Genomic DNA, 21,050 nt, shown 5'->3' with positions numbered 1-21,050 from the left:
CGCCTGCCACAGGCGTGCCAGCGAGGTTCGTGGCGTGAATCGGGCGACATCAGGCGCACGATTCGCGACGGCGGGTTTGCCAAAGGCTCGTCGAGCCGTGTACAACCGCTGTAGCAAATAAAAAACAGTCTGGCTCCAAGGGTTTGCGACACCCTCTGATACAGAGCCACTGTTTCCCCTCTTGGTTTAAGGCGACATTTAATTATAGTATTGCGCCTTTCCCTATTCCGTCCGCCCCGTGCGGTTTACGCCGCAGGTCACCCCCGTTGTCAACAAAACCATACGGTCGACCTGCACACCGTTGCAGATAAGGTAGTCAATCATGAGCGCAAGGCACTTTCTCTCCCTGATGGATTTCACTGCTGACGAACTGCTCGGCGTGATCCGTCGAGGCATCGAGCTGAAGGACCTGCGCAAGCGCGGCGTATTGTTCGAGCCATTGAAGAGCCGCGTGCTGGGGATGATCTTCGAGAAGTCCTCCACCCGTACCCGGGTATCCTTCGAAGCCGGCATGATCCAGCTCGGCGGCCAGGCCATCTTCCTTTCGCCCCGTGACACGCAACTGGGCCGTGGCGAACCCATCGCCGACAGCGCCATCGTGCTGTCGAGCATGGTCGACGCGGTGATGATCCGCACCCACGCCCACAGCACCCTCACCGAATTCGCCGCCCACTCGAAGGTGCCGGTGATCAACGGCCTGTCGGATGAATCGCACCCCTGCCAGTTGCTGGCCGACATGCAGACGTTCATGGAACACCGCGGCTCGATCCAGGGCAAGACCGTGACCTGGATCGGCGATGGCTTCAACATGTGCAACTCCTACATCGAGGCCGCCGTGCAGTTCGACTTCCAACTGCGCATTGCCTGCCCCGAAGGCTACGAGCCCGATCCGCGCTTCCTGCAACTGGGTGGCGAGCGCGTACAGATCATCCGCGACCCCAAGGAAGCCGTGCGCGGCGCCCACCTGGTCACCACGGATGTCTGGACTTCCATGGGCCAGGAAGAGGAAACTGCACGGCGCCTGGCGCATTTCGCGCCTTACCAGGTCACCCGCGAACTGCTCGACCTGGCGGCACCCGATGCCCTGTTCATGCACTGCCTGCCCGCCCACCGAGGCGAGGAAATCAGCCAGGACCTGCTCGACGACCCACGCTCGGTCGCCTGGGACGAAGCTGAGAACCGCCTGCATGCACAGAAGGCCCTCCTGGAATTCCTTGTAGAACCGGCTTACCACCACGCATGAGTCAACCTTTACTGCTCAACCTGCGCAACCTTGCCTGCGGCTATGGCGACCAGCGCATCGTCCAGAACCTCAACCTGCACCTGAATGCAGGCGACATTGGTTGCCTGCTGGGTTCTTCCGGTTGCGGCAAGACCACGACACTTCGCGCCATCGCCGGTTTCGAGCCGGTGCACGAAGGCGAGATCAAGTTGGCCGGCGAAGTCATCTCCCGCGCAGGGTTCACCCTGGCACCGGAGAAGCGCCGGATCGGCATGGTGTTCCAGGACTATGCGCTGTTCCCCCACCTCACCGTGGCGCAGAACATCGCCTTCGGCATCGGCAAGCACCCACGCCAGGCCGACGTGATCGAAGAGATGCTCGAGCTGGTCAAGCTCGGCGGCCTCGGCGGGCGCTACCCGCACGAGCTGTCCGGCGGCCAGCAGCAACGCGTGGCGCTGGCCCGCGCCCTGGCGCCCGAGCCGCAGTTGCTGCTGCTCGACGAGCCGTTCTCCAACCTCGACGTGGAACTGCGCCGACGCCTCAGCCATGAAGTGCGCGACATTCTCAAGAGCCGTGGTACCAGTGCCATCCTGGTCACCCATGACCAGGAAGAAGCCTTCGCCGTCAGCGACCATGTCGGTGTGTTCAAGGAAGGCCGCCTGGAGCAATGGGACACGCCCTACAACCTGTACCACGAACCGCAGACGCCCTTCGTCGCCAGCTTCATCGGCCAGGGCTACTTCATTCGCGGCCAGATGAGCAGCCATGACGCAGTGACCACCGAGCTTGGCGAGCTGCGTGGCAATCGCGCCTACACCATGGCCCTGGGCAGCTCGGTGGATGTGCTGCTGCGCCCGGACGACATTCTCCACGCCCCCGACAGCGAGTTGCGTGCGCAGATCGTCGGCAAGAGCTTCCTGGGTGCTTCGACCCTGTATCGCCTGCAACTGGCCACCGGCAGTCAGCTCGAGGCGATCTTCCCCAGCCACATCGACCATCAGGTCGGCCAGGATGTCGGTATCGCCGTGGCGGCCGATCACTTGGTGTTGTTCCCGGTACCGGGCAGCGTCGCGGCCCAGTTGCCTCGCCAGGAAAACGGTGTGCGCCGCTACAGCTCAGCGCACTGACCCCCTGTAGGAGCCGGCTTGCCGGCGAACGCGATAGTCCTGGCAACAGCGTTTGCCTGTCGATCACATTCGCCGGCAAGCCGGCGCCTACAGGCGACCGATTTCGGCGAACTGGGCTTGGGTGTGGGTGGCAAGCACTGACGCGGCCAGTTCGACTTCCAGTCCACGACGCCCAGCACTCACATGAATGGTTTCGTGATGTTGCGCCGACTGGTCGATGAACGTACGCAAGCGCTTCTTCTGCCCCAACGGGCTGATACCCCCCACCAGGTAACCGGTCGCACGCTGGGCAGCCTGCGGGTCGGCCATCTCGCACTTCTTCACCCCGGCGGCGTGGGCCAGGGCCTTGAGGTCCAGCGTACCAACCACTGGCACCACCGCCACCAGCAACTCCCCTTTCTCGCTGCTGGCCAACAGGGTCTTGAACACCCGAAGCGGATCGAGCCCCAGCTTTTCTGCGGCCTCCAGGCCATAGGAAGCGGTTTTCGGATCATGTTCGTAACTGTGCACACGGTGCTCGGCGCGTGCCTTTTTCAGCAGGTCCAGGGCAGGGGTCATCAATGGCTCCAGGCGGTCACGGGTCGCCGGGTACTCTAGGGCAATTCCACCAGACCGACCAGCACAAGCCCCAGGCTAGAGCAGCGGCTGAATGTTCGTACCACGGCGCGGCAGTCAGATTGTGTCCGAGCGTTCATTTTCGACCTTTGACATCAGCGTTTCTTGTCTATATTTTTTCGTTTGTGAATAAATGGCGCACCTATAAGGTGCACTTCCCGTACCTGCCCGGCGTCCATGGGGATAGACTCCGGGCTTTTTGCTGTCGAGCGCCCAGCGCCTCACAACAACAAAAAACCGAGGTCCTACATGACGACTGCTCTACGACAACCCACGCTTTCCGGCCAATGCCTCGCCGAATTCCTCGGCACCGCCCTGCTCATCTTCTTCGGCACAGGTTGTGTCGCCGCGCTCAAGGTCGCCGGCGCCAGCTTCGGCCTGTGGGAGATCAGCATCATCTGGGGGGTCGGCGTGAGCATGGCGATCTACCTGACCGCCGGCGTTTCCGGCGCGCACCTGAACCCGGCGGTGAGCATCGCCCTGGCCCTGTTCGCCGGCTTCGACAAACGCAAGCTGCCGTTCTACATCCTCGCCCAGGTGTGTGGCGCGTTCTGTGGCGCCGCCCTGGTCTATACCCTGTACAGCACCCTGTTCTTCGATTTCGAACAGGCCCACAATATGCTGCGCGGCAGCCAGGCCAGCCTCGAGTTGGCCTCCGTGTTCTCCACCTACCCGCATCCGTCGCTGTCGATCGGCCAGGCGTTCCTGGTCGAAGTGATCATCACCGCCATCCTGATGGCCGTGATCATGGCCCTGACCGACGACAACAACGGCCTGCCCCGTGGCGCCACCGCACCGCTGCTGATCGGCCTGCTGATCGCGGTGATCGGTAGCGCCATGGGCCCGCTGACCGGCTTCGCGATGAACCCGGCGCGTGATTTCGGGCCGAAACTGATGACGTTCCTGGCCGGCTGGGGCGAAATTTCCTTCACTGGCGGGCGCGACATCCCGTATTTCCTGGTTCCGGTGTTCGCACCGATCCTCGGCGCCAGCCTGGGCGCGGCCCTCTACCGTGGCCTGATTGCCCGCAACCTGCCGACAGCGCAAGCCGCGAACCTGCAGACAGACGATAATCCTCAGGGTGACACCCAGGCTTCCTGATGCCAGCGCCGGGCGACCGGGTCGATTGACCCGCGCCCGCCACGCCCTGACCTACTCCCATTTCGTGCAAGGCCATCGACATGACTGACAACCTGGACAAGAACTACATCATCGCCCTGGACCAGGGCACCACCAGTTCACGCGCCATCATCTTCGATCGCGATGCCAATGTGGTCGGCACCTCGCAGCGCGAGTTCGCCCAGCACTACCCGCAGGCCGGTTGGGTCGAGCACGACCCGATGGAAATCTTCGCCACCCAGTCCGCCACCATGGTCGAGGCCCTGGCCCAGGCCGGCATCAGCCACGCCCAGGTCGCCGCCATCGGCATCACCAACCAGCGTGAAACCACCGTCGTCTGGGACAAGGAAACCGGCCGCCCGGTCTACAACGCCATCGTCTGGCAGTGCCGCCGCAGCACCGAGATCTGTGCCCAGCTCAAGCGTGATGGCCACGAGCAGTACATCCGCGAAGCCACCGGCCTGGTCACCGACCCTTACTTCTCCGGCACCAAGCTCAAATGGATCCTGGACAACGTCGAGGGTGCCCGTGAACGCGCCGAGCGCGGCGAACTGCTGTTCGGCACCATCGATACCTGGCTGATCTGGAAGTTCTCCGGCGGCAAGGTGCACGTCACCGACTACACCAACGCCTCGCGCACCCTGATGTTCAACATCCACTCGCTGCAGTGGGATGAGAAGCTGCTCGACATCCTCGGCATTCCACGGCAGATGCTGCCTGAAGTACGCCCATCGTCCGAGGTCTATGGCAAGACCAAGAGCGGCATCGACATCGCCGGTATCGCCGGCGACCAGCAGTCGGCGCTGTTCGGCCAGATGTGCGTGGAGCCCGGCCAGGCCAAGAACACCTATGGCACCGGCTGCTTCCTGCTGATGAACACCGGCGACAAGGCAGTCAAGTCGTCCCATGGCCTGCTGACTACCATCGCCTGCGGCCCCCGCGGCGAAGTGGCCTATGCGCTGGAAGGTGCGGTGTTCAATGGTGGCTCCACCGTGCAATGGCTGCGTGACGAACTGAAAATCGTCAACGACGCCCACGACACCGAATACTTCGCCAGCAAGGTCAAGGACAGCAACGGTGTGTATCTCGTGCCTGCCTTCACCGGCCTGGGTGCCCCCTACTGGGACCCCTATGCCCGTGGCGCCCTGTTCGGGCTGACCCGCGGTGTCAAGGTGGACCACATTATCCGCGCGGCCCTGGAATCGATCGCCTACCAGACCCGCGACGTGCTCGACGCCATGCAGCAGGACTGCGGCGAGCGCCTGTCCGAGCTGCGTGTGGACGGCGGCGCGGTGGCCAACAACTTCCTGATGCAGTTCCAGGCCGACATTCTCGGCACCTGCGTCGAGCGTCCGAAGATGCGCGAAACCACCGCACTCGGCGCCGCCTACCTGGCCGGCCTGGCGTGTGGTTTCTGGAGCGGCCTTGACGAGCTGCGCGACAAAGCGATCATCGAACGTGAATTCAGCCCGCAACTGGCTGAGGCCGAGAAAGAGAAACTGTACAAGGGCTGGCGCAAGGCCGTGGATCGCACCCGCGACTGGGAAGATCACGACGCCTGATTTCAACCTTGCGTAGGAGCCAGCTTGCTGGCGAACAGCTGAAAAGCGTTCGCCAGCAAGCTGGCTCCTACAGAGTTTGGCGGCGCATTCAGACTGGTCGTACACCCCTTCCTACGGCATCATTGCAGAATTTGTCCGGCTGCCCCAAAGGACCGCCCATGAATCTGCCCCCTCGCCAACAACAAATCCTCGAGCTGGTCCGTGAACGTGGCTATGTCAGCATCGAGGAAATGGCGCAGCTGTTCGTCGTCACCCCGCAAACCATCCGCCGCGATATCAACCAGCTCGCCGAGGCCAATCTGCTACGCCGTTACCACGGAGGCGCGGCCTACGACTCGAGTATCGAGAACACCGCCTACGCCATGCGTGCCGACCAGATGCGGGACGAAAAACAACGCATCGCCGAAGCCGTGGCCCGGCAGATCCCCGACCATGCCTCTTTGTTCATCAACATCGGTACCACCACCGAATCCATTGCCCGGGCTCTGCTCAACCACAACCACTTGAAGGTCATCACCAACAATCTGCACGTGGCCGCGATCCTGGCCGCCAAGGATGACTTCGAGGTGTTGGTAGCCGGTGGTACGGTACGCCGGGACGGGGGCGTGGTGGGCCAGGCAAGCGTCGACTTCATCAACCAGTTCAAGGTCGATTTCGCGGTGGTGGGTATCAGCGGCATCGATGAAGATGGCAGCCTGTTGGACTTCGATTACCAGGAAGTGCGGGTATCCCAGGCAATCATCGCCAATGCCCGACAGGTGCTCCTCGCCGCGGACTCCAGCAAGTTCGGCCGTAATGCCATGGTGCGGCTGGGGTCGATCAGCCTGATCGACTGCCTGGTGACCGACCAGGCCCCGTCCCCTGCCCTCACCCAATTGCTCAACCAGTACAAGATCCGCCTCGACGTGGTCTGAGCCCTTCTCCATGTAGGAGCCAGCCTTGCTGGCGAACAATCGGGTGGTTCGCCAGCAAGGCTGGCTCCTACAGACACATGTTCACTAATGTTCATTTTCCTGTCATCTGATCAGTTTTTTCTATGAAGACTGACTGGCGACGGCCTTTCTATTGCGCTAATATTTTCGAAAACGAACATCAATGTTCACTTTCGATGTGAACAGCCCCAGGAGGCCTTGCCGTGTCCCAGCCCGTTTCGTCCCAGCCATCCCCTGCCGACTGCTATGACCTCGCCGTGATCGGCGGCGGCATCAATGGCGTGGGCATTGCGGCAGACGCCGCCGGACGCGGCCTGAAAGTCTTCCTGTGCGAAAAGGACGACCTGGCGCAACACACTTCCTCCGCCAGCAGCAAGCTGATCCATGGCGGCCTGCGCTACCTGGAGCATTACGAGTTCCGCCTGGTCCGCGAGGCCCTGGCCGAACGCGAAGTGCTGCTGGCCAAGGCACCGCACATCGTCAAACCCATGCGTTTCGTCCTGCCGCACCGCCCGCACCTGCGCCCGGCCTGGATGATCCGCGCCGGCCTGTTCCTGTACGACCACCTGGGCAAGCGCAAGCGCCTCGGTGCCTCGCGCGGCCTGCGCTTCGGTCCGAACTACCCGCTCAAGCCGGCCATCACCCGCGGTTTCGAATACGCCGACTGCGCCGTGGATGACGCCCGCCTGGTGGTGCTTAACGCCATGGCCGCCCGCGAAAAAGGCGCACACATCCACACCCGTACCCGTTGCCTGCGCGCCGAGCGCATCAATGGCCTGTGGCAGGTAGAGCTGCAGCACGCCGACGGCAGCGTGCAGACCATCCAGGCCCGCGCCCTGGTCAACGCCGCCGGCCCCTGGGTCGCCAGCTTCATCAAGGATGACCTCAAGCTCGAGGCTCCCTACGGTATCCGCCTGATCCAGGGCAGCCACCTGATCGTTCCGCGCCTGTACGAGGGCGAGCATGCTTACATCCTGCAGAACGAAGACCAGCGCATCGTCTTCTGCATCCCTTACCTGGACCGTTTCACCTTGATCGGCACCACCGACCGCGAATACAGCGGCGACCCGGCCAAGGTGGCGATCACCGAGCAGGAAACCGACTACCTGCTCAAAGTGGTCAACGAGCACTTCAATCACCAGCTCAGCCGCACTGACATCCTGCACACCTACTCCGGTGTGCGTCCGCTGTGCAACGACGAGTCGGACAACCCGTCGGCCGTGACCCGCGACTACACCCTGGCGCTGTCTGCCGCGCAGGGAGAGGCTCCGCTGTTGTCGGTATTCGGTGGCAAGCTGACCACCTACCGCAAGCTGGCCGAGTCGGCCATGGCCGAACTGCAACCGTTCTTCACCCAGATGCGTGGCAGCTGGACCGCCAACGCACCTTTGCCAGGCGGTGAAAGCATGACCACCGCACAGGCCCTGGTCGACGCCGTACTGGCACGCCATGGCTGGTTGCCAGTGGATATCGCCAAGCGCTGGGCGGTCACCTACGGCAGCCGCGTATGGCGCCTGCTCGAAGGTGTGGAAGGCCCGGAGGACCTGGGCCAGTCCATCGGCGGTGGCCTGTTCGGGCGTGAAGTGGACTACCTGCGTGAACAAGAATGGGCAGTCGATGCCGCCGACATTCTCTGGCGCCGCACCAAGCTCGGCCTGTTCACCTCCGCCGCTGAGCAGCAGGCACTCGAGGCCTACCTACAGCAGGCCCGGGCGAACCAGGCCGGCGTCCAGGCCGCCTGATCAAGCGTCGCTGACGGGCGCAAGGCGCAGGATGCGTGCATAGGCTTCCTGCGCCAGCTTCAGGCGCAATGCCTGCAGCGCCGCTTCGTACTTGCCCCTCAGCGCTTCGGAACGGACCAGGTACAACTGCTCGGAAAGCAATGCGGCCTGGGTGAGCTGCTCATCGAACGATGCAACCAAGGCATCGACCTGTTCAGGGTAGCGGGCATGCACGTAGCGGTCCCAGAACGGTCGCTGCGCCAAGGCCGCGCTCAGCTTCTCAGGCGTCTCATCGCGCAGTATCTGCAACCTGGCGGTATTGAGGTCGGCGGCCGTCACCCTGGCGTCGAGCATGTAGTGCATGTCTTCAGGCTGCGCCGGTAGCCCCAGGGGCACGGCCAGGCGCGTCCGATAGGCCAGGTAGACCTCGATCGGGTCGACCCTCCCCCGCCTCTGCTCAAGCACCTGAACCTGCCGCGCGGCAATGGCATTGACCTCGTCCAGGCGATAAAGCGCTCGCCCCGCACTCAACAACGCATCCTCACGCTCCACCAGGCGCTTGCCCCCAGCCATGCGCTCGATGTACATCGTGACCTCCAACTCACTGAGTATCAGCAGCAGCCGGTCTTCGCAGGTCCGCTCCCCTCCGGCCTGGGTATACATCAACGTGCGCAGCTCGGTGTTCTGATCGCATGCATTGATCATTCGCCAGATCCGATCCCGGTAGTAGGCCGCATTGTCCTGAAAGTCCAGAGTTTCCGCGAAATCGGCGAAGAACTGGAACAGCGGCCTCGACTCCGGGTCCTCCCGCAACCTCAACCATTGCGCCTCGCGCCTGCTGCGGACCATGCCGCTGGAGCCTGTCAACCAGCGCTCCCGGGCGGCCCGGTCGATCAACTGATGACCGACCCGATGACCGAGCGGATCGCGGGAGGCCTGGCGCACCAACGACTGGCTAGCCTGGTCCAGCGGATTGTCATGCAAGACCATCCGTTGCAGGCGCAGTTGCAGGCTGTGCAGTTCCTGGCGCACCTGGCGAATGCTGTTGTTACGCAGGTCCGCGAGCCCTTGCCATGGCAATTGCTGGACCCGCTCGGGCATCTCGGTCAGGCCGGTCGCGTTCAACGAGAGGTGGCGCAGGTGGCGCAGGCCATCTACATCGGGCGCATAGCCCAGCGGGTTGCGGCTCAAGTCGAGCTCCTGCAGGTTGGCCAATGCCTGCAAGCGCCGATTACCGGCGGCGTCCATCACGATCTGGTTATGCCCCAGGCGCAAGCGCCTCAGCGTGATCAACTGTTCGATACCCGCCGGCACCTGCGTAAGCGTATTGTGGCGCAAGTCCAGCTCCCGCAGCCCTGGGAAGCGCGCCAGGAAGTCTGCGTCCAGCGTGGTCAGCGCCATATCGCGTAGGGTCAGGCGGGTCACATGGGGGTAGGTCACGCCTGTCGGCAAGCTCGGCAAGCTACCCACATGTTCACCGCGGATCATCAGCCAATAACCCCCATCGCCCAGGATGGCGCTTTTGCGCCGCCAGCTTCGGCGCAAGGCTGTGACCACTCGCTGGCGCCGCAAGCTGTCCAGTATCCCGTGATTTGCGCTTCGCCAGGCCTGCAAGGTTTCGCGCAGACGCGTCAGCTGGCGTCGCAGCTGGTTGTAGTGCACCCAGGGGTCCACATGCCTGGCCAGCAGATCCAGCATGTAGTTTTCCAACTGGTCCTCACCAAGCGTGGGGTAGATCTGCCGAATGCCCAGTCGGCTTGCCTGCCGGCTACTGGTGACCCGCTGACTCAACGGGTAGCCCAGCCGCCCATCGGCGAAGCGCGTCGGTGGGCGCATGCCGTCACCCACTGGTGCGAGCCCGATCAGCTTGGCGACCTGATCCCGCTCAGCGCTGGCCGCCCTTGCGAGCTTGTCGGTCAATCCGTCGGCATCGAGCAACGCGTCGCCCAACAACACCTTTTGCGAAGGTTCCAGGGTCAGGAGCAGGGCCTGGGCCAGGCTGTCGTGCTCCGATGCCAGGGCCAGCGGCGCGCCCCTGCCATCCTGTACCTGATAGCCCTGCGGTCCACGGACGATGCGGCGCAGGTCCCGCCCGGTCGCGGCTTCGTTCCCGCGCTGGGCCCGCAACGCACCGATGCCGGAACCTTCACGAATTTCCAGGCGCAGCGCTCCACTCCAAGGCGCCAACTCGTCGATCAACCCCAGCGCCAGGCGCTCGGTATCCTGATTGGTCGCACTGGCCTGGCGCAGACCGGCGCACGCCCTGTCCAGCCGGCTGTCGCGCAGGAACCAGCGCGCCTGCTCGGCCAAGCTCAAGGGCACCCGCTGTTTCTCGAGCATATCCTTGAGCTGTTGCCCATTCGCCTGCCCGACGATCTCCCGTGCGCCTCGGCTACTCAGCCCGGGAAAGTCTCGTTTGAGCAATTGCGCCTCAGGCTCATCGACCGCTTGCCTGGACTTGACCTCGCTCTCGAAGCCCTCGTCACGCAGGGCGGGAAACTCCTCGTGCAACTGGTAGCGCTCCCAGGCGTCGAGCAAGCGTGCCGGAGGTGGTGCATGCTCCAGATGCAACTGGCGCAATTTGCCCTCGTCGAAGCCGGTGATCTCTGCGATCCTCTCGGCCTGGTCATCACTGAGGGCGTCAAGTTCCGCCCCCAGCCGACGCATCAGCAACCCCGACCCTGCCCACTCATGCGGGCGGTCCAGCGACGTACGCCAGCCGCCGGCGCCGTTGTCTTCGATCAGCGGCGCATAGGCTGATCCGCGGCGTGGATGTGCCAAGCGCATGGCACCTGAAGCCGGGTCGTCGGCAAGGTGGTAGCTGCCGCTGTCCAGGCGCAACCGCCAGGCACCGCCAGCCTCGTGTTTCTGCCCGATCGGCAGGTCCTCGTCATCTATCCAGTAATGTTCGAGCGATTCCCGGCATAGCTTTGTATGCCCCGCCTCAGTGACGATCGGTGCAAGGTCATCGACCAAGGAAACACGCTCCAGCACTTTCCCCACGGCAACACCACCGGCGGCAAGCAGGGTGCCCACCGCGACGTTCTCGGCCACCCCGAACAGATGCTTCAAGGCTGCCTGGCGGTCACCCAGTGTCCAGTCTTCGTACCCCTCGTACACTTCGTTGGCGATCTGCGCGGCAGCCACGCCCAGCATGGCCTGGCCTATCACCGGCACGAACAGCCCGGCGAGGGTGAGCAGTGTCAGCCCCGCTTCCATATAGCCATCGAAACGCTCACGGCGGGTCTCGCTGTCTTCATCGCCGGTTGGCACCGCCAGCACCCGCGCATCATCGAGCGTCTTCTCGATGCGCAGCTGACGCAGGTAGGCGACCAAGGTGCCACTGATATCGGTGTGGCGACCGTCCAGTTCGATCGCCGTGTTGCCGTCGGCAGCCTTGAGCAGCTTGTTCAGCGCATTGCTGAATGACGGCCGATCCCGCTCGCGGACAAACCGCATGAAGAACGCGACGTAGGATTTCTGGCGAAACCGCTCGGCCAGCGTCTGGTACAACGCCGCCCAGGACCCATGGCGCTGCACGGGTTGCACCGGGTCGTCCGGGATCCAGCTGATGACCCCGGTGACCGCACCAGCGGCCTGCTCACGGACTTCAAGGGTGGCCACACCCTCCACGGGCTTGCCCAGCACGCGCAACTGCTGGCAGGTCAGCACGGCCGCGTCGCCGGGCACGATGGGCTGAGGTGAGCAGAACGGCAGCAATTGCAGGTAGCTGCGCTCGTCGATCTGACCTTCGAGCACGGCACGACGCACGGCAACCTCCATGCGCGCCCGCAGGTCCTCTTCGATCTGTGCCTGGACCTCGGCCCGCGCCGCAGACTCCTCAGGTTGCAGGTGCCCCTTGAGAAGCCTCTGATAGCTGCCCCCCAGATCCAGGCTGCGGCAAAGCTGCGCAAACTGGCTGAAGCCGATGCCCAAGGGCTTCTTGTGTACATCCAGCAGCTTCGCTTCGGTCAATGCACCGACCCGGGTCTCATCCTCGGCGTAGTTGTGCAGTGCCGCCGCCAGCAACTTGCGGTTGGAGGTGTGCCGGTACCTGAGCTTCGGTGCGGAATTCAGCAGGACGGGATAGAACACGTCCTGCACGATCCTCACGCTGCTGGCGCGCACATCGGTGTCGACTTTGAAGCGGGAGAGCAACGCCTGCTTGAGCAAAGGCTCGGCATAGGCATCGAGCGCTGGCACCTGCGCCAGCAGCTCACGCATCTTCTCGGCGCTCTTCTGCTGCGCCCTGAGCGCACGGTGCAATGCCTGCAGACGGTCGATCGCGGCAGTTCGCATCCAGGTGGGAAGGCGCTTGGCAATCAAGGCATCAATGGAATCGGGATTGAATTCGTGGATTTTCATGGATGGCATCGCCTGATGGAAAGCCCTAGTGGGCCAGCCGCCAGGCACCCCCTGTCGGTAGATAGTTACCGGCGGGGTACATCGCCCTAGATATTCATTCGGATTTCCGAACGCAAAATCGTTATGCGTTCGGTTTGACGGACATCAAATGACACCCAAAACCTTGATCAAACGCTAATCCTCAACAAATTCGCGGCGTTAAGATAAAGCTTCGGGGCTTGGCACGACTCATGCTCTACACTCACTAGCCGAATGCACACCGCTTCATGCTGTATTCGTTGAACGAAAGAGTCCGCCAACGGCTCCATAAAAAAAACAAACACGTCGAGGTAAATTTGATGCGCATCGTTCGTCAATTGCTGGGCGCCGCCATCGCGGCCGCGGTCATCGCGTCGCCAGTCATGGCTGAAGAACTGACCGGCACTCTCAAGAAGATCAAGGACTCGGGCACCATTACCCTGGGTCACCGCGACTCCTCCATTCCGTTCTCCTACCTCGCCGGCAAGCCGGAGCCGGTGGGCTACTCCCACGACATCCAACTGGCCGTGGTCGAAGCCCTGAAAAAGCAACTGGGCACCGACATCAAGGCCAAGTACAACCTGGTCACCTCGCAAACCCGCATCCCGCTGGTGCAGAACGGCACCGTCGACCTGGAGTGCGGCTCCACCACCAATAACGTCGAGCGCCAGCAGCAGGTCGGCTTCTCGGTGGGCATCTTCGAAGTCGGCACCCGCCTGCTGACCAAGGTCAAGGATGGCCAGCCATCCTTCAAAGACTTCCCGGACCTGGCCGGCAAGAACGTGGTGACCACCGCCGGCACCACCTCCGAACGCATCCTCAAGGCAATGAACGCCGACAAGCAGATGAAGATGAACGTGATCTCGGCAAAAGACCACGGCGAAGCCTTCAACATGCTCGAAAGCGGCCGTGCCGTGGCCTTCATGATGGACGACGCCCTGCTGGCCGGTGAAATGGCCAAGGCCAAGAAGCCCAGTGACTGGGTCATCACCGGCACACCGCAGTCGTACGAAATCTACGGCTGCATGGTGCGCAAGGACGACCCGGCCTTCAAGAAAGCCGTGGATGACGCCATCGTCGCCCTGTACAAGTCGGGCGAGATCAACAAGATCTACGAAAAATGGTTCACCCAGCCAATCCCACCAAAAGGCCTGAACCTCGAGTTCAAGATGAGCGACGAACTGAAGAAGCTGATCGCCGAGCCGACCGACAAGGCCGCGGACGAGAAGAAGTCCTGACCGTCAGATAGTGGCCTGACGCGCATCCGCGCGAATCGATCCGACAGGCCACTCAGTTAGTGTCTAACCTTTCATCCGAGGGTGTAACCACCCTCGGATGCTCGAAGGTGCCCGTGAAACAATCGTCTGAGGGGAAATCCCGATGAATTACAACTGGGACTGGGGCGTGTTCTTCAAGTCCACCGGCGTGGGCAGCGAAACCTACCTGGACTGGTACATCACCGGTCTGGGCTGGACCATCGCCATCGCCATTTCCGCCTGGATCATCGCGCTGCTGCTGGGGTCGCTCCTCGGTGTCATGCGCACCGTCCCGAACCGCCTGGTGTCAGGGATTGCCACCGCCTATGTCGAGCTGTTCCGCAACGTACCGCTGCTGGTGCAGCTGTTCATCTGGTACTTCCTGGTACCGGACCTGCTGCCCGAAGGCCTGCAGGAGTGGTTCAAGCAGGACCTCAACCCGACCACCTCGGCACTGATCAGCGTGGTCATCTGCCTGGGCCTGTTTACCGCCGCCCGTGTCTGCGAACAAGTGCGCACCGGCATCCAGGCGCTGCCTCGCGGCCAGGAGTCGGCCGGGCGCGCGATGGGCTTCAGCCTGCCGCAGATCTACATGAACGTGCTGCTGCCACAGGCCTACCGGATCATCATCCCGCCGCTCACTTCGGAATTCCTGAACGTGTTCAAGAACTCCTCGGTCGCGTCGCTGATCGGCCTGATGGAACTGCTGGCACAGACCAAGCAGACCGCCGAATTTTCGGCCAACCTGTTCGAAGCGTTCACCCTGGCTACCCTGATCTACTTCACCCTGAACATGGGCCTGATGCTGCTCATGCGCGCGGTCGAGAAGAAAGTCTCGGTGCCTGGCCTGATTTCCGTGGGAGGCAAGTAAATGGACATGGATTTCAGTGAAATCATCCCGGCCCTGCCCGCCCTGTGGGACGGCATGGTCCTGACCCTGCAACTGATGGTCATGGGCGTGGTCGGCGGCATCGCCCTGGGCACCATCCTCGCCCTGATGCGCTTGTCGTCGAACAAGCTGCTGGCCAATGTCGCCGGTGCCTACGTCAACTACTTCCGTTCCATCCCGCTGCTGCTGGTGATCACCTGGTTCTACCTGGCGGTGCCGTTCGTGCTGCGCTGGATCACCGGCGAAGACACCCCGGTCGGGGCGTTCACCTCCTGCGTCGTGGCATTCATGATGTTCGAGGCGGCCTACTTCTGCGAGATCGTGCGTGCCGGCGTGCAGTCGATCTCCAAGGGCCAGATGGGCGCGGCGCAGGCACTGGGCATGAGCTACGGCCAATGCATGCGCCTGATCATCCTGCCCCAGGCGTTCCGCAAGATGACGCCATTGCTGCTGCAGCAGAGCATCATCCTGTTCCAGGACACCTCGCTGGTCTACACCGTCGGCCTGATCGACTTCCTCAACTCGGCCCGCTCCAACGGCGACATCATCGGGCGCTCCCACGAGTTCCTGATCTTCGCCGGTGTCGTCTACTTCCTCATCAGCTTCTCCGCTTCCTGGCTGGTCAAGCGCCTGCAAAAAAGGATCACCGTATGATTTCCATCAAGAACGTCAACAAGTGGTACGGCGACTTCCAGGTACTGACCGACTGCAGCACCGAGGTCAAGAAAGGTGAAGTGGTGGTGGTGTGCGGCCCGTCCGGTTCGGGCAAATCCACCCTGATCAAGTGCGTCAACGCCCTGGAACCGTTCCAGAAGGGCGACATCGTGGTCGATGGCACCTCGATCGCCGACCCGAAGACCAACCTGCCCAAGCTGCGCTCGCGGGTGGGCATGGTGTTCCAGCACTTCGAACTGTTCCCGCACCTGTCGATCACCGAGAACCTGACCATCGCCCAGCGCAAGGTGCTTGGCCGCAGCGAGGCGGAAGCCACCAAGAAGGGCCTGGCCCTGCTTGACCGCGTCGGCCTGGGCGCCCACGCCAAGAAGCACCCCGGCCAGTTGTCCGGTGGCCAGCAGCAGCGCGTGGCCATCGCCCGCGCGCTGTCGATGGACCCGATCGTCATGCTGTTCGACGAACCGACCTCGGCGCTGGACCCGGAGATGGTCAACGAAGTACTGGATGTGATGGTCGAACTGGCCCACGAAGGCATGACCATGATGTGCGTAACCCATGAAATGGGCTTCGCCCGCAAGGTCGCCAACCGGGTGATCTTCATGGACAAGGGCAACATCATCGAGGACTGCCAGAAGGAAGACTTCTTCGGCAACCCGAATGCCCGCCACGAGCGCACCCAGCACTTCCTGAGCAAGATCCTGCAACACTAAGTCGGCCACAGTGACGCTGCCCGGCTCGTCGCCAGGCAGCGGATGCTGGTCGTGACAAGGCCACTGTGATGAAATGCGACCCTTCGCTCCTTCACCCTGCCCAGCCCGCCGTGAAATCCCGCCTGATCCGCCAATTGCTGCTGCCGCCCCTGGTCATCCTGTTGATGGTCGGTCTGGGCCTGGCCGGCTTCCTGATCAGCGAGAACAACGGCATCCGCACCCTCAGCGAAACCGGCGAGCGCCAGCTGGAGCTGCACGCGCGCACGGTCGAAAGCGAGATCAGCAAGTACACCTACCTGCCCAGCCTGCTCGAGCTGGAAGACAGCGTCTCGCAACTGCTCACCGACCCGGACGGCGGCTACCGCCAGACGGTCAACGAATACCTCGAAGGCCTGAACCGCCGTAGTCGCAGCCGGGCGATCTTCGTCCTCGACACCAACGGCCGGGTCCAGGCCACCAGCAACTGGCGCGATGCCGACTCGTTCCTGGGCGAAGACCTGTCGTTCCGCGCCTACTTCCAGGACGCCGTGCGTGGTGAGCCCGGGCGCTTCTACGGCATCGGCAGCACCACCGGCGAGGCCGGCTACTACCTGGCCCACGGGCTGGAGGAACACGGCAAGATCATCGGCGTGGCGGTGATCAAGGTACGCCTGGACACACTCGAGGAACGCTGGCAGCGCGCCCGCCTGGAAGCCTTCGTCAGCGATGAGAACGGCATCATCATCCTCTCCAGCGACCCGGCACGGCGCCTCAAGTCGGTGCGCCCACTCTCGCCGCAGATCAAGGAGCGTCTGGCACGCAGCCTGCAGTACTACTGGTGGCCGCTCAACGAGCTGCAGCCACTGGCGCGCGAAACCCTGGCCGATGGCGTGGAGAAACTCACCTTCCCGGCCAACAGCGAAACCGCCCAGGGCAAGCCGCGCGAGGTCGCCTACCTGGCCCAGACCCGGCGCCTGTCCGACACTCCCTGGCATTTCACCTTGCTCACGCCGTTGCAGGACCTGCGCCGCGAATCCATGGTGCAGGGCATCCTGGTGGGTGTTGCCTTCGCCCTGCTGGCGATCCTGGGCATCGCCTGGAACGAGCGACGCAAGGTGATCGCCACTCGCTTGGCCGCGCGCGAAGCCCTGGAAGAAGCCAACAGTCAACTGGAACGCAAGATCACCGAACGCACGGCCGACCTGCGCGCCAGCAACGAACGCCTCAAGGGCCAGATTCGCGAACGCCGGCACGCCGAGCAGACCCTTCGCCACGCCCAGGACGAACTGGTCCAGGCGGGCAAGCTGGCGGCCATCGGGCAGATGTCCACCAGCATCGCCCATGAGCTCAACCAGCCGTTGGCGGCCCTGCGAACGCTATCTGGCAACACCGTGCGCTTCCTCGAACGCGGCGCGCTGGAAACCGCCAGCGCCAACCTGCGCACCATGAATGACCTGATCGACCGCATGGGCCGCATCACCGCCAGCCTGCGCTCCTTCGCCCGACGTGGCGACGACAGCGGCCAGGCCTCGCTGGAAAAGGCCGTGGAAGCAACGCTACAGGTGCTGGGCAACCGCATCAGCGCCTGTCACCTGCAATTGAACCGCGAGTTCGACGACCAGCAACTGGCCATCGACCAGACCCGCCTGGAGCAGATCCTGGTCAACCTGATCGGCAACGCCCTCGACGCCATGGCCACCCAGCCACTGCCGCAGCTGTGGCTGGAAGGCGAATTGCTGGGCGACAAGTATCGCCTGCGGGTGCGCGACAATGGCCACGGCATTGATCTAGAAGCGCGCAAGCACCTGTTCGAACCTTTCTTCACCACCAAACCGGGCGAGCATGGCCTGGGCCTGGGCTTGACCCTGTCGGCGAGCCTGGCCACCGCCGCCAAGGGTACACTGAGCGTCGAACACCCCACCGTCGGTGGCACGGCCTTCATCCTCGCCCTGCCCCTGGTCACGCCCCCTAGCGAATTGGCTGAGCCCCTATGAACCAAGCACCTCTCACCGTTCTGATCGTCGAAGACGACCCGCATGTGCTGCTCGGCTGCCAGCAGGCGCTGGCCCTGGAAGACATCGCCTGCGAGGGCGTCGGCAGCGCGGAGCAGGCGCTCGAGCGCATCGGCGACGATTTCGCCGGTATCGTGGTCAGCGATATCCGCCTGCCCGGCATTGACGGCCTGGAGCTGCTCAATCGCCTCAAGGCCCGCGACCGCAGCCTGCCGGTGGTGCTGATCACCGGCCATGGCGATATCGACATGGCGGTCGGCGCCATGCGCAACGGCGCCTACGACTTCATGGAAAAACCCTTCTCGCCCGAGCGCCTGGTCGACGTGGTGCGCCGCGCCCTTGAGCAGCGCGGGTTGTCCCGCGAGGTGTTCGCCCTGCGCCGCCAACTGGCCGAGCAGAGCAGCCTGGAAGGCCGGATCATCGGCCGCTCGCCGGCCATGGAGCACCTGCGCGAACTGATCGCCAATGTCGCCGACACCTCGGCCAACGTGCTGATCGAAGGCGAGACCGGCACCGGCAAGGAGCTGGTCGCCCGCTGCCTGCACGACTTCAGCCGGCGCCAGGGCCAACCGTTCGTGGCGTTGAATTGCGGCGGCCTGCCGGAGAACCTGTTCGAGAGTGAGATCTTCGGTCACGAAGCCAACGCGTTCACCGGTGCCGGCAAGCGTCGTATCGGCAAGATCGAGCACGCCAATGGCGGTACGCTGTTCCTCGACGAAGTCGAGAGCATGCCGATCAACCTGCAGATCAAGCTGCTGCGCGTGCTGCAGGAGCGCACCCTGGAGCGCCTGGGCTCGAACCAGAGCATCCCGGTGGACTGCCGGGTGATCGCCGCCACCAAGTCGGACCTCGCCACGCTCGGTCAGAGCGGCCAGTTCCGCAGCGACCTGTACTACCGCCTCAACGTGGTGACGTTGGAGCTGCCGCCACTGCGCGAGCGCCGCGAGGACATCCTGCAACTGTTCGAGCATTTCCTGCAGCAGTCGGCATTGCGCTTCGACCGCGAAACGCCGGAGATCGACAGCCAGACCGTATCGCAGTTGATGGCCCACGACTGGCCGGGCAACGTGCGTGAACTGCGCAATGTGGCCGAGCGCCACGCGCTCGGCCTGCCGGCGTTCAAGAAAAGCCCGAGCGGCGGTGCCAGCCAGGGCCTGGGGTTCGCCGAGGCAGTCGAGGCGTTCGAGCGCAACCTGCTCGGTGATGCCCTGCAACGCACGGGTGGCAACCTCAGCCAGGCCAGCCAGGAGCTGGGCATGGCCAAGACCACGCTGTTCGACAAAGTGAAGAAGTACGGCCTCGGCTGATCGGCAATCTCAACCTGGAAATCAAACGTGGACCTGGTATTCAAAGCGGCCCTGGGCGCCGGCGTGGTGGTGCTTCTGGCGATCCTGTCGAAGACCCGCAACTACTACATTGCCGGCCTGGTGCCGCTGTTTCCCACCTTTGCCCTGATCGCCCACTACATTGTCGGCAAGGGGCGGTCGCTGGAAGATTTGAAGGCCACCATCCTGTTCGGGATGTGGTCGATCATTCCCTACTTCGTCTACCTGGCAACTTTGTACGTGCTGGTAGATCGCTTGCGCCTGGAGGCGTCATTGGCGCTGGCCACGGTGGCCTGGCTGGTGGCGGCGACAGTGCTGGTGAGTGTGTGGGTGCGGATGCACTGAACGCCCTGCCCTCACACAGGATTGTAGGAGCGGCTTTAGCCGCGATGCTGGCACCGCGGTTCTGGCACCCGCTTCGCGGGTGATCGCGGCTGAAGCCGCTCCTACAAGCGAACCCGGCGAGGCGCCGTTCAAAGCCGGGCGATGTGCGTGACATCCTGCCGATGCGCCTGCAGATAGGGTAGGACGGCGCCGAGCAACGGCGCTTTGAACGGCTCCTGGAAGCGATGCGCCAAGCCTGGAATCAGCCGCAATTGGCTACCCTGGATATGCGCCGCCAGGTGCACCCCATGCATCACCGGCAACAACGGGTCGGCCGTGCCATGCACCACCAGCGTGGGCACCCGCAGCTGGTTCAGCATTGCCACCCGGCTCGGTTCGGCAAGGATCGCCATGATCTGGCGTTTCACGCCTTCAGGATTGAACGCCCGGTCGTAGGCCACCGCCGCTTGCTTCAGCAAGGCCCCGCGGTCGTCATGCACCTGGGGGCTACCCAGCGCCGCCAGCAGGTCGGCCTGCTGCTCGATGGCCACCTCACGGCTTGGCGCACTGCGCCGCGCCAGCAACTGCACCAGTGCCGGATTCGGTGCCGGCAAGCCAGCCGCCCCCGAACTCGACATCACCAGCGTCAGGCTGCGCACTCGCTCCGGGGCCATTGCTGCGATGTGCTGGGCAATCATCCCGCCCATGCTCACCCCCAGTACGTGGAATTGCCGTACTTCCAGGGCATCCATCAGACGCAGGCCATCACCGGCCATGTCCGTCAGCGTGTAGGGCGCCGACACTGGCAGCCCCAGCTTGTAGCGCAGCAGCTCGACAGTCAGGTTCGCTGAGCCCGGCAGTTGGTTCCAGCGCGACAGGCCGACATCGCGGTTGTCGTAGCGGATAACCCGGAACCCCTGCCGACACAGCGCCTCGACCACATCGTCCGGCCAGTGGATGAGCTGGCCGCCCAGGCCCATGACCAGCAGCAGCGCCGGATCGCGCGGCGCGCCGACGCTCTGGTAGACCAGGCTCAGTTCACCCAGCTCGGCACGCTGTACCGGCACGTGAGGGTTGCAGCGGTCATCGGCGAAGCTCGCCGGCACGCTGACCAGAAACAAGAATAAAAACAGTAAAGCCCGCATGAGAAGAAACACCAGAATGCAGATCCCCAGTAGAGCGCGAGTCTGATGAAATCC

At 63.4% G+C, this 21,050-nt stretch carries 16 protein-coding genes; 13 read left to right on the top strand and 3 right to left on the bottom strand.

The annotated features are described in order from the left end of the window. Nucleotides 1-322: 322 nt before the first annotated feature. Together argF and NGM28_RS21190 are read left to right on the top strand one after the other, a co-directional pair. Nucleotides 323-1,243, top strand: a complete 921-nt coding sequence (gene argF / locus NGM28_RS21195; RefSeq protein ID WP_240064707.1) for an ornithine carbamoyltransferase — start codon at nucleotides 323-325, stop codon at nucleotides 1,241-1,243. Continuing rightward, complete coding sequence (locus NGM28_RS21190; RefSeq protein WP_252091307.1) at nucleotides 1,240-2,349, top strand: ABC transporter ATP-binding protein; 1,110 nt, start codon at nucleotides 1,240-1,242, stop codon at nucleotides 2,347-2,349. Before argF ends, NGM28_RS21190 begins: the two co-directional genes overlap by 4 nt. Before the next feature lie 87 nt (nucleotides 2,350-2,436). Here the strand turns inward: NGM28_RS21190 and ybaK are convergent, their stop codons facing one another. Beyond that, a complete protein-coding gene (gene ybaK, locus NGM28_RS21185) occupies nucleotides 2,437-2,907 on the bottom strand; it encodes a Cys-tRNA(Pro) deacylase (RefSeq protein WP_011532514.1) in 471 nt (156 codons plus the stop codon). Between the two features lie 306 nt (nucleotides 2,908-3,213). Between ybaK and NGM28_RS21180 the strand changes: the two genes are divergently transcribed. The 4 genes from NGM28_RS21180 to glpD all read left to right on the top strand — a co-directional run bounded on the left by NGM28_RS21180 (nucleotide 3,214) and on the right by glpD (nucleotide 8,319). Next, the gene (locus tag NGM28_RS21180) at nucleotides 3,214-4,065 is read left to right on the top strand and encodes an MIP/aquaporin family protein (protein WP_240064705.1); all 852 of its coding nucleotides are present in this window, start codon (nucleotides 3,214-3,216) and stop codon (nucleotides 4,063-4,065) included. Between the two features lie 80 nt (nucleotides 4,066-4,145). Then, entirely contained in the window at nucleotides 4,146-5,645 is a 1,500-nt protein-coding gene (gene glpK / locus NGM28_RS21175; protein ID WP_240064704.1) for a glycerol kinase GlpK, read from the top strand. A gap of 158 nt (nucleotides 5,646-5,803) precedes the next feature. After that, complete coding sequence (gene glpR / locus NGM28_RS21170; protein WP_240064703.1) at nucleotides 5,804-6,559, top strand: DNA-binding transcriptional repressor GlpR; 756 nt, start codon at nucleotides 5,804-5,806, stop codon at nucleotides 6,557-6,559. Nucleotides 6,560-6,780: 221 nt separating this feature from the next. Beyond that, complete coding sequence (gene glpD, locus NGM28_RS21165) at nucleotides 6,781-8,319, top strand: glycerol-3-phosphate dehydrogenase (RefSeq protein WP_252091306.1); 1,539 nt, start codon at nucleotides 6,781-6,783, stop codon at nucleotides 8,317-8,319. Here glpD and NGM28_RS21160 read toward each other — a convergent pair whose 3' ends face one another. Further along, nucleotides 8,320-12,663 carry an NEL-type E3 ubiquitin ligase domain-containing protein gene (locus NGM28_RS21160; RefSeq protein WP_252091305.1) on the bottom strand — a complete coding sequence of 1,448 codons (4,344 nt, stop codon included), beginning with the start codon at nucleotides 12,661-12,663 and terminating at the stop codon, nucleotides 8,320-8,322. Nucleotides 12,664-13,001: 338 nt separating this feature from the next. On the opposite strand from NGM28_RS21160, the gene NGM28_RS21155 reads away from it, so the two are divergent. The 7 genes from NGM28_RS21155 to NGM28_RS21125 all read left to right on the top strand — a co-directional run bounded on the left by NGM28_RS21155 (nucleotide 13,002) and on the right by NGM28_RS21125 (nucleotide 19,872). Next, nucleotides 13,002-13,919 carry a glutamate/aspartate ABC transporter substrate-binding protein gene (locus tag NGM28_RS21155; protein ID WP_240064700.1) on the top strand — a complete coding sequence of 306 codons (918 nt, stop codon included), beginning with the start codon at nucleotides 13,002-13,004 and terminating at the stop codon, nucleotides 13,917-13,919. Nucleotides 13,920-14,061: 142 nt separating this feature from the next. Next, nucleotides 14,062-14,808 carry an amino acid ABC transporter permease gene (locus tag NGM28_RS21150; RefSeq protein ID WP_213659805.1) on the top strand — a complete coding sequence of 249 codons (747 nt, stop codon included), beginning with the start codon at nucleotides 14,062-14,064 and terminating at the stop codon, nucleotides 14,806-14,808. Further along, nucleotides 14,809-15,480 carry an amino acid ABC transporter permease gene (locus NGM28_RS21145; RefSeq protein WP_203647768.1) on the top strand — a complete coding sequence of 224 codons (672 nt, stop codon included), beginning with the start codon at nucleotides 14,809-14,811 and terminating at the stop codon, nucleotides 15,478-15,480. It abuts the gene before it with no gap. Further along, entirely contained in the window at nucleotides 15,477-16,211 is a 735-nt protein-coding gene (locus tag NGM28_RS21140) for an amino acid ABC transporter ATP-binding protein (protein ID WP_011532505.1), read from the top strand. Before NGM28_RS21145 ends, NGM28_RS21140 begins: the two co-directional genes overlap by 4 nt. A 68-nt stretch (nucleotides 16,212-16,279) precedes the next feature. After that, nucleotides 16,280-18,184: a two-component sensor histidine kinase AauS gene (aauS, locus tag NGM28_RS21135; protein ID WP_240064698.1), complete on the top strand. Its 1,905-nt coding sequence runs from the start codon at nucleotides 16,280-16,282 to the stop codon at nucleotides 18,182-18,184. Then, the gene (gene aauR / locus NGM28_RS21130; RefSeq protein ID WP_275679257.1) at nucleotides 18,181-19,509 is read left to right on the top strand and encodes a two-component response regulator AauR; all 1,329 of its coding nucleotides are present in this window, start codon (nucleotides 18,181-18,183) and stop codon (nucleotides 19,507-19,509) included. The genes aauS and aauR overlap by 4 nt, the downstream gene beginning before the upstream one ends. 27 nt (nucleotides 19,510-19,536) lie before the next feature. Next, nucleotides 19,537-19,872 (top strand): GlpM family protein, encoded by a 336-nt coding sequence (locus tag NGM28_RS21125; RefSeq protein ID WP_240064697.1) that lies wholly within the window; start codon nucleotides 19,537-19,539, stop codon nucleotides 19,870-19,872. 128 nt (nucleotides 19,873-20,000) lie between these two features. Here NGM28_RS21125 and NGM28_RS21120 read toward each other — a convergent pair whose 3' ends face one another. Beyond that, complete coding sequence (locus NGM28_RS21120) at nucleotides 20,001-20,996, bottom strand: alpha/beta fold hydrolase (protein WP_252091304.1); 996 nt, start codon at nucleotides 20,994-20,996, stop codon at nucleotides 20,001-20,003. Nucleotides 20,997-21,050: the final 54 nt, after the last annotated feature.

The organism is Pseudomonas sp. MWU13-3659 (assembly GCF_023757525.1).
Classification (GTDB): domain Bacteria; phylum Pseudomonadota; class Gammaproteobacteria; order Pseudomonadales; family Pseudomonadaceae; genus Aquipseudomonas; species Aquipseudomonas entomophila_E.
This window is presented reverse-complemented; position numbering and strand designations above follow the sequence as displayed.